The organism is Clostridium sp. OM05-5BH (assembly GCF_003481505.1).
Classification (GTDB): domain Bacteria; phylum Bacillota; class Clostridia; order Lachnospirales; family Lachnospiraceae; genus Otoolea; species Otoolea fessa.
In genome coordinates this window covers 497,353-510,461 of record NZ_QULJ01000001.1, presented here as the reverse complement: position 1 = coordinate 510,461, position 13,109 = coordinate 497,353, and the positions used below count along the sequence as shown (strand labels likewise).

Sequence of the window (13,109 nt, the reverse complement as noted above, 5' to 3'; positions counted from 1 at the left end):
TCCTTGTGCTTCCACAAATTTCTCACTTCCGCGTCCGATACAGCATCTCCAAATCATTTTCCAGATACACCGACGCTGCCAGATTCGGATCGTAGCTGACGCACTCGCCTTTATCCGGGCAGAGCGGCAGGATGACCGCTTCAGACAAGCGGCTTAAGGTCAGGTTTCTCGCAAACAGCGCCCGGTACTCGGATTCGAGCACCAGAAGAATGTTGCGCGCGTTGCGGATGCAGCACGCGGAGAACTCAAACGCGGCTTCCGGCGTACTTCCCTGTACCGGCGGTGCGGCATACGGCAGGATCATATTGATCGACGGCGTCAGTCCCGCCACCTTCACTGTATCGCGGCGCACCGTATCGCCTCCGATGAACGGGTACAGTGTGGACTCAACAAACCAGTTCCGCAGATTCGGAATATAATAAATACTGTCTACCGGCACGCCCTTCGTCGCCATCGTGTCGCGTCCGTAGCCTGAAATCATACCTAACACCAATTTTTTGATTTCCACGCCCTCTTCGCGCAGCATCGGTTCCAATGCCTCGAAACGTCCGCCGTGATGCAGCAGATCATCCACCAGAATCACCGGGCGGTCAAAGGACTTGATAGCCTTGATCTGGCTTCGCAGCGGCGAATAGTACGGGAATGCTTCGATCGACTTCTCTTTCAGCTCCGGATCGTACACTTTATCTGTATGCAGCGTCTTCGTCACCGTATTCGGAATAACTTTTCCACGCAGGATCTTGCCGAACGGCACGCACATCGCCCCGCCGAGGCGTCTCGGCGTCACTGGGTCACGCGGCACACCATTTAACGCCGTGATCCGTTCCACCAGACGATGGTAAATCACGCTCGCAGACATCGAAAGAACCAGCTGTCCCGGATAGAAGCGCGTCATCGCCATCTGCAATTCCCGATGCGCCTTGTAGATCGCATCCAGAACGCGCGGATTGCTGGAAAATGGTTCTTTTAACGTTGTTTCCAGATTCTGCACTAATACAAGCGGCGCATGCATATCGACCAGATAGAGCGGCGCGTCTTCCGGGGATTCCGGCGCCTTCACAAAGCCCTGGCGGACCACCGCCGACAGCACGCGCTCCGGGCAGTAACCGTCTGCCGGGAAGAAAAGTGCATAGCCGCATTTATACTCAAAGGACCGTGCGATCGCCTCGGTTAAAAGCAGCTGTTCCGCGTCGTAGATCATCGGATCGCGCTCGACATAGATACCCGAAATCAGAAGAATCTCACCGTAGGTATGGCGGCGCACCTGATCTGCCAGACTGACCTGTCCCAGGACGGCAAACAGCTCATCCGGCGCCAGATAGCGAAGCCGTGCCACGCCGACCAGCCGGTTTTCCTGCACGGTATTCCTAAGAAGCAGCAGCCGGTCGCCCGACTCCTTCATCGAATTTAACAGGTCCTCCCGATCTTCTTCGTCCCGCAGAACGAAATTCGAAATTTCCGCCAGAAGCATTTCATCCGGCATCTCCACCTCCTCATAGGAGATCGCACGCGCGCGGATATATGGTTTATATTCCGGCTCCCGCAGATACAGACCATTGTAATAGATATATTCCTGCACAGACGGGTCAATCAGATTCGAAATATCGCGGTTCAGATCGATATTTTCACGGATTCTCGTCGAACTGATGTCCTCCAGATGCTCCGGAAGCTCCAGCTCCACAACCTTGCCGCTGATCTGATCCATCATCTGACGGTTGTATTTATTGTCCGCCTTGACATCACCCACGCGGCGGAACGCGATGTGGTTCATCGAATGAATCGAATTTTTGACCGGTTTCTTCTTATAAGAAGAGGCATTGGCAATGACATCGCTGCCGACCACGATATACAGCTCTTTTCCGGAAAACACCTCTCTCAGGCGTTTCAGATCCGCCGGATTGGCGATATTGACCGGAATATCATCCGGGAACAGGTTCACATGGAACTCATCCGCCACCGACATGCTCACGATCTGACGGCGGATCAGATGCGGCTGCGCCTTTTTCGACCAGGAAAATTCATCGACCGCCAGAAATACCTCATAGCCGAGGTCGCGGATCTCGCGGACAATCTCTTTGTGCGACAGCGTAAACGGATCAAATGTGCCCGGGAAGAATGCCACCTGGTTCCGCTCTTTGATCTCTAAATTGCCCTCGGTCATATGGTACTGCGTGATGAACCGGTAAATATTAGAAAGGGACGCCGCACGATAAAATGCCGTCAGCTCATTTCCCTTATTTTCATTGAATAAGAACAGCATCTTGCGGAAGGACAGGGCGAACAGCTCTTTTTTCTCCCGGCACTCCATCCAGGATGAGCCGAAGACGGTCTGCCCCAGCACCAGCATCGCCTCCTGACGCACCGACTCGCGGTAATTCGCCAGACCGCTGAGCAGGATGCCAAGCAGACGTCCGCGCCGTTCCTCGCATACCTCTTTTTCCTCCGCAAAGCGCTCTGGGTAGCACGAATACCGTTCCAGCAGCACGCCGACCGTATCAAGCGCAACCGAGACTATCTGGTCGTTTGCATTTGCCATCATGCCATGCAGGTAGGAAACGATCTCCTCCAGCTGTTCCGGCGGCAGCCACAGCGCCGCCTGCCCCAGATACTGCGGAATATATTTGGAAAATTCGTACTCACCGACTTCCAGCCCCTTCATCAGCTCGACCACGATCTCATTTCTCTGATCCGGTGTCAGAAGCCCGATGATGCGAAGCAGGGCGGTTCCGGCATCATGGCGCACGATCACGTGCTCGCTGACTTTTACAAGGTTTGAGAGATGCGCTGCGATATGCAGCATATGTTCCTGTTTGCCATGGGCGATCTGATCGACGAGCAGCTTGATATTGGCCGACTTGATGACCCACGGCGTCGCTGTTTTGAGGTTATCCAGGAAAATATCAGAGACAACATCGCGGTCATACAAAAGTTCCTGTTCTCTCGCCGTGTCCTCTCCGAGGTTACTTAACACGCGGTATTTGAGGAAGGTCATCGTGATATTGTCCTCAACCTGCGCCGCCCTCACGCACACGCCGATCTCGGCACAGCACGGATGATCCGGCTGGTACGCCGTCAGAAGCTTGAACGCGCGCCACGATGCGATCCGCACATCCGGTTCCCCGCTCTGCGACTCAATCAGGGCAAATTTTGCGATTTTCCCCAGTTCCTCTTCGCTCAGTTTATCAAACGGCATGAAATGCACCGTATCCAGCAGGGAAAATGCCTCGCCCGGATCCAGCTCCTCCGCCCGGTCATACCAAACCAGAAATGCCTCCAGAAATTCCCGCAGATCACCCGGCGTCGCATGATCAACCACCGATGCCAGCACATTTTTCAGGTGATAACGGATGCGCCTTTTCTGCTGCAGCATCAGCTTATGATCCGGTCGGATGATCATTTCCAGATATTGCTTCCAGATCTCCATCACGCGCTCCTCGGCAATATCCGGCATGCCCGCCGGGCGCTCCTTGCGGTAACCGGCGTTGAACTGCGCGATCACGTGTCCGATCAGCCTCGCCGCCTGCGCGCGGATGTCGCCCTCACGGTGCATCAGAAGCTCATATAAAAAGCCCAGCGTCTGCTCTTTCTGTTTGTCGTTTGTGTATGTAAAATATTCACGGAAAATGTTTAAGTACGCGCGGACACTCTTCCAATCCTTCTCGCTGCGCGCCGCCTCGAGGAGATTGCCAAACTGGCGTTCCGCCCCCATCTGATGCATAACGCGGATATTATGCTCGATACCCATGAAAACGAGGGACTGCACCGTCTGCTCTGCATTCCGAAGGGAAATATCCGGCAGCACCTCCGGCTTTTTCGGGTGTCCATTCAAATCCACATCCACACCGAGAGACCGCATATAATCCTCAAAATCATGCAGTTTGGAATAAACAAAGCGGTAACGGTTTAATTTGACCTCGTCCACGTTGTCGAGTTTCGAGAGGATGACGTTGAACGCCTCATCCAGATTGGAAATGTAGGTAATCTCACGCCCGTCGTCGCCGCGGCTCTGTTTTACACGGAAATCGGCATAGATCAGCACCAGGGATTCAACCGACAGGTTTTCCGGTTCCAGATCCCAGGTCGAATGGTTCGCCGCGATATGACCGATGTATTCCATCGAATGGTTGTTAAACCACTGGTTTGTATAATAGTAATGAAGATACGGAACCCGCTCATTCGGCTTGCAGCCGAATTTGCCGAGATCATGTCCCGCAGCCGCGCCCGAGGTCAGCGTCAGATCGATCGGAACTCCCGCCGCATAAAGCCCGCGTGCCACCGTCATCGCGACATAATGCACACCCGCGATGTGTTCCAGCGTCCGAAACGGCGTCACCTCCGCATTGAGGCGCATCATCTCATAGATGTATTCCTGTGCGAAAAACTTCTTGAAACGGCTGTATTCTGCCGCGCACTCAAAGCTTGAAGCTTCCTCATCACCCAAAAATGCAAAGTCCTCCATCGGTTTGTACGGAAGCACCGCCCGCTCGCGGTCAAACACGAACTGAAGCACTGCCAGATAGAACTCCGCACCGGCGGAAAAAGCAGCATTTTTCTTCTTAAACTCCGCATCCGGGTAGAGAATATGGCACACATACTGGTAGGTAAACTTCATCCAGCCCTCTTCCGGCTCATGCCCTAAAAGGCTTAACGGTTCCTCGCAGATTTCGTAAACCGCCCTGCAGGAAATCCGTTTTTTAATCGGGAAAATATGGGCAAACTGTTCCTCCCAGTGATCCTTGTTCATGAGCATCATGACATTTTTCCGGCTCAGCCCCGACCGGTCTAAAAAGTCTTTTTCACAAAGGCGCTCGGTCAGTTCCGCAGCCGCCTGACGTACCTCTTTTTTACTCATCCACATCCCTCACATTCTCTGGATCTCTCAGATGCTTCTTTGCTGTGCAAAAACCATCTGAGTCATTGCAAATATTCTTTTCATATCAAATTTTATAATACTTGAATTATACCACCAGGTGGGGAAGTGCGCCATACAAAATAACGGATAATTCATCGCCATACGGCACAGTAAAACCACAAAAGACGCCTGCAAAAATGCAGATAGCTCATCTACCTTCCATTTCTGCAAACGTCTTTGTTTTTACAAGTCAATCGTTTTATGGCTGCTCTTTCCGAATCTCCGGAATCTCAACTCCCAGCTGTTTCGCCATCGCATCCGCGATCACCTGATGATCGTCCCAGTGTTCCATGCCGGATACCATCACATAGGCAAAAGGACGGCTTCCATCTCTCATGAAAACCGGAATGCAGCCGCCGCACACGAAGAAGTTCTCCTCGCGCACTTTCCAAGATGCTTCCAGTTCTCCGGCTCTCGATGCCGTCAGCGCCCGCAGCGAGCTCATCCCCGTGAGCCGCGATGCTGCCAGCTTGTTGGTCATCCACCAGTCTGCTTCCAGCGTCGCGCCCTCCATCTTGTAGGCAAAGACGGTCGTCTCGTCCTCCACGATGCGGACAGCGACCGAACCGTGATATTTTTTCTCCGTGACCTCTGCAATCAAAAGCCCCAGCTCAAGCGCCTGTTTCCGGGTAAATGTGTCGTAGCAAAGTACGGATTCCTGCTGTTTCAGAATCTCATTCCACTGTTCTTCGGTGTAGAAATTCTTCATGTGTTCCCCCTCCTGTGTCGGTTTGTTTTCCCCTTGTGAATCAGATTATGATCCCCCAGGGTTCATTATATCATACGTATTCTCACCCGTCCACTCACGAACCCGCGCTATCGCGCTCTACCGCCCTGCTTCGCATGGCTGTTCGTTCGTTAATGGCGCAAGAAAAGAATATGTCTGCTTCGCAGCCGCATTCTTTTCTCCTGCGCTCATTATATTTTTTCATGAATACAGCTGTAAACACATTGGAATTTCATTTTGACTCGGCTTCATAAGGTATTTAGATAGAAGCCGCAATCAATCAAACTTCGACCTAAATGTTCTTTTTACTGTCTGTCTTTCCCATCCCACACACCATTTTCATCTACATAGTAGCCGTCCGGTGTCAGACGTCCGACATACAGGATGCCTTTTCTTCCGTCTGAGGTCGGGTGGAAATAGTGCCATTTGCCGTCAATCAGGACCCAGCCGGTCTGCATGCCGTGTTCCGGATCGAGGTAGAACCAGCCGCCATAGTCTTCGTCGCGCATCCAGCCGGTCTTGATATAGCCGCTTTCATCGAACGCCCACCAGTTGCCGTTTACCTGCTCCCATGCATATGCAATGCCATTTGTACCGCGTTTTTCTGCCTTCGGGTAGCTGCTGTCTGCGAAGCGCAGCCACCATCCATGTTCATCCTGCATCCAGTGACTCTTTCCGTCATTGGCCGTACTGTTGACAGTTCCCGTGAGAATACCTATGCTGCTGTTGATTCTTCCCTTCACCGGATCCTGCCTGGTCGCTCCGCTGCCGGAAGACTTGTCACGTCCGGAGGAAGCGCTCTGGCTGCCTGATTGGTCTGGCTTGTCGGAGTTATCCGGCTTATCGGAGTCATCTGGCTTATCCTCTGCCGGTGGAGCTGCCTTACTGATTTCAAATGTAAGGGATGTCGGAGTCGGTGTGTTGTATCTGGATTCCCACGTATCAAATTCACCAAAATCAAACTCGGCTTTGATTGTGTGGGTGCCTACAAATGATTCTCCCGGCTTCGCCCACTTGAGTACAGCGGTTCCATCTTCCTCTACCGAAACTATATCTGCATCCGGATTTTCATTATCATAGAAATGAACATAACCCTGCAGCTTGTCCTGGTAAACGCCCTGCACTCTGGCAATGATGTCGAAATCTTCTTTCTCTGTTCCGAGAATTCCTTCCAAAAGCTGCACTCCGGTCGTCCGGTTCACAGCCGTTAAGGTAAGAGTGGGGGTTCCTTTTTCAATGGTTATGGTTCCCTCTGCCGGTGTGCTTGTACCGAGATAATTCGTTCCCTCTGCCATGGTGATGCTTACCTTTGCAGAACCGGTTCCTTTGATGGTCACCTGTCCCTGTGCGTCCACGGTGAGAACCTTTTCATCAGAGCTTGTATAGTTCAGAACTCCATCTCCCACTATCTTCACACCTGTCAGCGGAAAGCTGTCGTCTCCATAGGTTTTTTCTCCGATCCATGCTTTCTGGTCGATTGAAACCGAACCCTGTTTCGGACGGATCGTTCCGGTCTGAGGTGGATATGTGATAAGGTAATTCTGCAGATTCACTCCACTCTCACCCGTCTCAACCTTTGCCTCTGAAGAATCAATGGTTACCGTCTTACCGGTTCCGGCATTGGCATCTTCAAAGCTTCCTTTCAGACCGCGGATGGTATAGCTCTGACCTGTGCTCTGACCCGGAGTTTTTATCTCCACCGTCGCCTCTAATGCGATATCGGTACTTCCGTCATAATTTTTTACAATAGGTGTCTTAAGAACTGCCTTCAACTCTTTCGGAGATATCTCCGGAGTCACACTCTGGGTCAAAGGTTCTCCATACTGCCCTTCCGATGCTTTATCAGGTATAAATTCGACCTGATATGCAGTGCTTCCCTTTACCTCCGGATAAATGGAGGAAGCAGACATTCCGCCCTGCCTTTCAATGAAGTGCCAATTTCCAGAAACCTCCGTTCTACCATAATTAACAACCTTAAATTTCTCTGCCAGCCGTACTTGAATCTGAGCAAGCGTCTGTCCATAGGTTCCCTTCGCTTCAAAGGATACAGCGCCAGCGGGACCGTCGATCAGTAATGCATCCGGTGTTGTCACCTCCAAACGATCAGCTGGCTTCGATGCAAAACTGCTGTCTGTTGCTTTCACACGAAGGGTTACGTAATACGTGTTAGCCGGCTTCGGCGACGTAAACGTCTTCGTCGTCCACCACTCAGGCTCACCAGACTCAGATTCGGCAATTCCGTACTCGTAACTGGAATCGAACTGTCCATTTACCTTGATAGAGTAGCTACCTTTCGTTACATCTGTTATCTGAGCCGGTTTTGGCGGTCTTGCCGGAATCTTTATCTCGGTTGCAGCGCCGGAAGTGTCCGCTTTCTTACGGACATACAGGGAAATCTCATTTGTACCTTCTGGCTGGCTATCCAGAATCTCTGTCAACGATACCGCACCATTTACCGGAATTTCCGTCCAGGATGACGCATCTTTTGACTGTGCAAATTCCACTGCGCTCTGTAAATTGTTTTTCAATACTTCCTTTCCATAATCAACAGAAGTCAGTTCACGCTCTAATACATTCTCATCCTTGCCTGCCTCAACCTTTCCGGTAAATTCCACACCGCCAAAGGAGGCTTTCACTGCCTCCGAAGCCGGAAGGTACATATAGAGCTTTCCGTTGGAATCTGTCCGGACATCCTTAAAGCCGTAGGAGCTTCCTTCAATATCTGCTTTTTCAACCAGTGTATTATTCTCATAGATACCGGTCAGATCCGCTGTGGTGTAATAAACCGGGGTACCGTTCCCATCTTTTATTGTATTATTCTTCTGCCACGTTTGGCCTACCTGCTCCCAGCCATAAATGATTGGTCGCGGTATATATTTATCCGCCTCCTTCAAACAGATCGTTCCACCCGTAATCGTCACATCAGTTTGTACCTGTGTATTACTACTTTCTCCCATCCCAATATGTGCTACATTCCTATACCCTGTCGTTTTTTTATCCAGACATATGGTGCCGCCGTCAATCAGCACCTTCGATGAACTGTCTTTACCACTTCCGATGCAGGCTCCCTGTTCAGAATAGGCTGTAATCATTCCGCCATGAATCTCAATCTCAGCAGTTATCGCTAAGTTTCCAGGAGCATATCCAATACCGCTTCCAATTCCGGCACCGGTCCACGAGCTTGCATTCACCGTTCCGCCTTCTATCACGATTTTACCGGTTCTTTTCTGGCCATTAGCACTTCCTGTTCCGATTCCGGCACCACCACTACTTTTTGCAGTTACATCTCCTCCGCTAATCTGTATTTCTTTTACACTTTTACTTGCCGAAGCACCGATAGCCGCTCCGTTAGAAGCGGAAGTTGCAATTACAGTTCCCCCCTTGATGTGAATGGTTCCTGCATCCTCCCCTCCATTTCCTCCAATTGCTGCACCAGTCTTGTTTACATTTGTCTTATTGAGCACCTCTATGGAGCCCTGCCGTTCCGGTTCCTTGTCAATCGTAAGCTTTGCACCTTTCGCTACACTAATGCCGGCAGGTGAAGAAAACTTCTCTGATTTATTAATCGAAATCATGTTTTCCCCTTCCAGATAGGTGATCACCTGGGACGCTCCGTTTATCTGAATCGGTACGATAGCCTGTGCCGGTGTAATCGTAAGGTTATTTAATACGAGCTTTAGTTCACTGGAAGCTGGTGTATTCACGGAAAGATGATAATTCTTCACATTATTCCCAGATGAAGTGATCCGATAGCATTTAGCATAGGACTGGTTTATTAACTTCTCACTAACCACCTGATCAGAATCGGCTGCTTTTTTAGAATAGGAAATCGCCAACTGACCATTATCCACGTAAAAAGATATATCTCCAAGGGAAAGATCCAATTCTCCCTCCAGCGTCTCTGCCGCATTTAATACAATAATATCCGTTCCGGCAGCCTCTGCCTTTACCGTTTTGTTGTCCAGAGTAAATCTTCCGCCGGAGCTGCCTAAACCTGCAATACCTGTATTTATCACAAACTGGTAATTTCCGGCCGGAATATATGCCAGAGCATATGCATGATTGCCTGCTGCTGCATCGATTGTCAGCTTCCCGTCAAAGGCAAACTGACCTTCATTCTGCCTTAATTCCACCAGAGCTTCTGAAGCAGCTCCAGTCAGCCGTCCGGCTGTCAGGGATACATTCTCTGCCGCCTGCACCATGGATGAGTAGAAGTGGAACCGGACAGGATACAGGGGTTCTCCGATGGTGAGAGAAAGATTCTTTTCCTCCTCTGAGTTCATCGTGAGGGTTCCTGTTACTGTAAAGCTATTACTTTCTCCTTCCCCTCCTTCTTCCTGTACCTGAACCGATACCGGAACCACTCCGGACAGAGGCGTATACCAGCTGACTTTACCAGTCTTTATCTGATAACCGGAAGCTTTTTGAGATAAATAGGTTACTACATCCGGTGCAGCGCCGCCTTCACTTGCTTCTTCCCCGATCCGAGCCGTCAGTGTATAATTCTTATCGTCCCTCAAACGACCATCATGGATGGTCAGATCCATTGTCTTCTGGTAAGCGGCTTTTCCCAGCGTGACGGAGATGGTTTCATCCTTTCCTTTGTTTAGAACAACACTTCCCTCCATCGTCTTACCTGCCCCGCCACTGGAAGACTTCAGATCTACAACCATCTGCATATTCCCGGAATAGCCCATCCACCGGATTATATCCGGTATCGTTCCCCTGAATTCTGAGACAGTCATCTGAGTGCTTGTTTTATAAACCGGAGTTGTTCTTTTTGTATCATCCTCCCGATACAGGGATATGTCAGCCTGATAGGTTCCATCAGCTAGCTGGTTATCATACGCGGTGATCCGGAATGTTTTTTTCCCGTAGATACATTCTCCCCTGGGAGCAATGGAGCTTTCAACCGGCAGCTCTAACTGCACCTCCTCGGAAATAGTGATACTGCCGCCTTCCATGCCATTTCCATTAAGAGGCCTTAACACTCCATAACCAATATTTCCTCCCGTTACCTCCACAGATCCACTTAATATCCGGATATCGCCACAGGATAATATTAAACCACTCACTCCATTCCATCCGCTGCCGATGGCAGCTCCCATGTATCCCTTCGTACTATCCTTATAAGAAGATACGGTTATATCGGGAGCTTCGCCTTTCGTCCCGCCGATCACGATCGTGTCTACCCTTCCACTCATTCCGCCTCCGATTCCGGCTCCTGTCTGCTTTCCTCCTTCTGCGGTTATCGTTCCACCCAGTATTTTAATGGTTCCGCCGATTCCATAGCGACCGGTTCCGATTCCGGCTCCTCCATAATAATCCTGCGTTTTGGGAATCTGATAAGCTCCACCTTCAGCTGTAATGCTTCCGCCCTTGATTATAATCGTTCCTGTCCTACAGTTCTTATCTGCACCTTCGTCACTTGCTGTTCCTTTTCCTCCGATACCGGCGGCCCCATAGGCACCTCCCACTGCCTTCAGGCTTCCGGTACTATTCTCCGTAATAACCAGTTTTGCTCCTTTTCCCACCTCAATTCCGGCTCCCTCATCCAGTCCCACAAGTGTATTGGTTCCTTCTAAGGTCAGATTCAGCTGGGCATTGCCTTTCAGGTAAATACCGGCCAGATTCCATCCCCTGACTCCATCAGATTGGATCGTTACATTTTTAATGGTCAAATCGACCGTAACATTATCAATTGTGATACCGCCCTTGATGTATTGAGAATTATCCGGTCGGGTACTCGGGCAATAGTTGCCGGTTATGGTTTTTCCGTTAAACTCATCTTTTTTATCACTATTAATGAGTAGCGGCTCATTATTCAGATTATACTCCCCGCCTGCCAGAGTCATCAGCTGCATCTCTCCTACGAGAACGCAGATTTCCGGAAGCTCTGCTTCCTCTCCCAGTGAATATTCCTCCGGCAGAACCGGTGTGTAGACATAGGCACAGCCGTTGTAGTCCTGGTTTGCCTCATAATAGCCATTCCAAGTCTTATCGGAGGTTTCGATAGGCTCTCCGTTTTCGTCAAATTCCTCGAAATAGTCTTTTTCGGAAATGCCGCCGTGAAACTCCGGGAGGTCACTCTGCTCTTCGTCCAGTTTCCAGGTTATGCCGGAGATCTGCCAGACTGCCGTTTCCGCATCTGTATCTTTCTCTGTGCCCTTATCTACTGCTTCCACCAGATGCACGTTCTGGCTGTCTTCCGCCAGCGTTTCATCCGCCTCTTCCACCTCAACCTCCAGAGTATCCGGCAGGAGGATATCTCTTTCTTTGGCACCCAGAGGGAGCTTCTGCACCGCAACTGCCTCATCTAACTCCGAAAATCCGATGATTGCCAGACCTTTTTCCTCCGGCAGCACCGTCACCTCGATGCGCGGCAAAAAGCCGGTATCCAGTTCATAGCGGCTGCTTTTCAATTCCGCATCAAACACATAGATACCCGGTGTTTTTCCATCGTATGTATCTTTCTCACTGAATGTCTCATCCAGCACCCAGCGGACCTTGACTTCCTTCCAGTTTTTATCGGTTTTCGTCCCGTCCGCATCGGATGGGGATGCTTTCTGCTCAGTGTCATCCACCCCCCTATTTCCGATTTTTCTGTAACATCTGCCTCAGATGGGGACGCTTTCCGAACTGTACCATCTGTTTCAGATGAAGAAAGTGTCTGAGACTTTTTTTCTGTTTCCACTTCACCGTCTCCGCTTTGAAGCTCCGACGGCGTAGCAATCTTTTCCGCACCGTCTTTATCTTCTGCACCGTCTTCTTCATCCGATGCTTCTTCTGCCAAAACCCGCACTTTCAGCTTGCCCGGCAGCTCCAGATCCTTATATTTCGTTCCATACGGAACCTCCTGATGCAGGATTTCATCCGAAAGCTCCTTCACTTCCTCGATATACTGCACCGAACTGCCTGCCAGCACCTGCGGGTGCCAGTCACACGTATTCCATATCATTACCGCCGCCAGCGCCGCTGCCAGGGCACGCTTATATTTCTTTTTCATGCTGTTTTCCCTCCATCTATTCTGAACAAATTTGTCTATTTCAGTCTGTTTTCCACCTAAACAAAATACTTTTTCTTCCGATCCAGCAGGCTTTCGCTGCACGCCGCCAGAAGTTCTTCTAATTCTTCTTTTTTCGTCGGAAATATCCCGAATGCAGTCACATGAAGCCGCCAGGATGCAAGGGCATTGTCCCGGTCGGAAAGCCAGATCAAGGACGCCGCCGGGTTGTTTTCCCGGATTTTTTCTACGATTTCCGCTCCCTGTCTGCCCTGCACGGACGCCAGCATAATGAGGTAAGGATTCCCCTTTACAAAGTGCAGATATGCGTCCAGATCGCTGATATACGTGTGAATCATCGGCCATCTGCGGTTTTCAGTCAAAATTTCACACAGCATTTTTTCCAGACCTTCAATGTCGGCCGGTTTTTCTCCATATATCACTACCCGTACCATATCCCACCTGCC

The 13,109-nt window shown here is 50.4% G+C and carries 5 protein-coding genes; all 5 read right to left on the bottom strand.

Features of this window, described 5'->3' with window-relative positions; translation table 11 throughout:
* Positions 1 to 22 precede the first annotated feature (22 nt).
* Positions 23 to 4,852, bottom strand: a complete 4,830-nt coding sequence (locus tag DXB70_RS02425; protein ID WP_118672588.1) for a cytidyltransferase-related domain protein — start codon at positions 4,850 to 4,852, stop codon at positions 23 to 25.
* A 259-nt stretch (positions 4,853 to 5,111) separates the two neighbouring features.
* Positions 5,112 to 5,621, bottom strand: a complete 510-nt coding sequence (locus tag DXB70_RS02420; RefSeq protein WP_118469480.1) for a heme-binding protein — start codon at positions 5,619 to 5,621, stop codon at positions 5,112 to 5,114.
* A 323-nt stretch (positions 5,622 to 5,944) separates the two neighbouring features.
* Positions 5,945 to 7,549 carry a YDG domain-containing protein gene (locus DXB70_RS14600; RefSeq protein ID WP_347559577.1) on the bottom strand — a complete coding sequence of 535 codons (1,605 nt, stop codon included), beginning with the start codon at positions 7,547 to 7,549 and terminating at the stop codon, positions 5,945 to 5,947.
* A 4,508-nt stretch (positions 7,550 to 12,057) separates the two neighbouring features.
* Entirely contained in the window at positions 12,058 to 12,645 is a 588-nt protein-coding gene (locus DXB70_RS14300; protein WP_118672586.1) for a hypothetical protein, read from the bottom strand.
* Between the two features lie 56 nt (positions 12,646 to 12,701).
* On the bottom strand, positions 12,702 to 13,097 hold the full coding sequence (locus DXB70_RS02405) for a hypothetical protein (RefSeq protein ID WP_118672585.1): 396 nt from the start codon (positions 13,095 to 13,097) through the stop codon (positions 12,702 to 12,704).
* Positions 13,098 to 13,109: the final 12 nt, after the last annotated feature.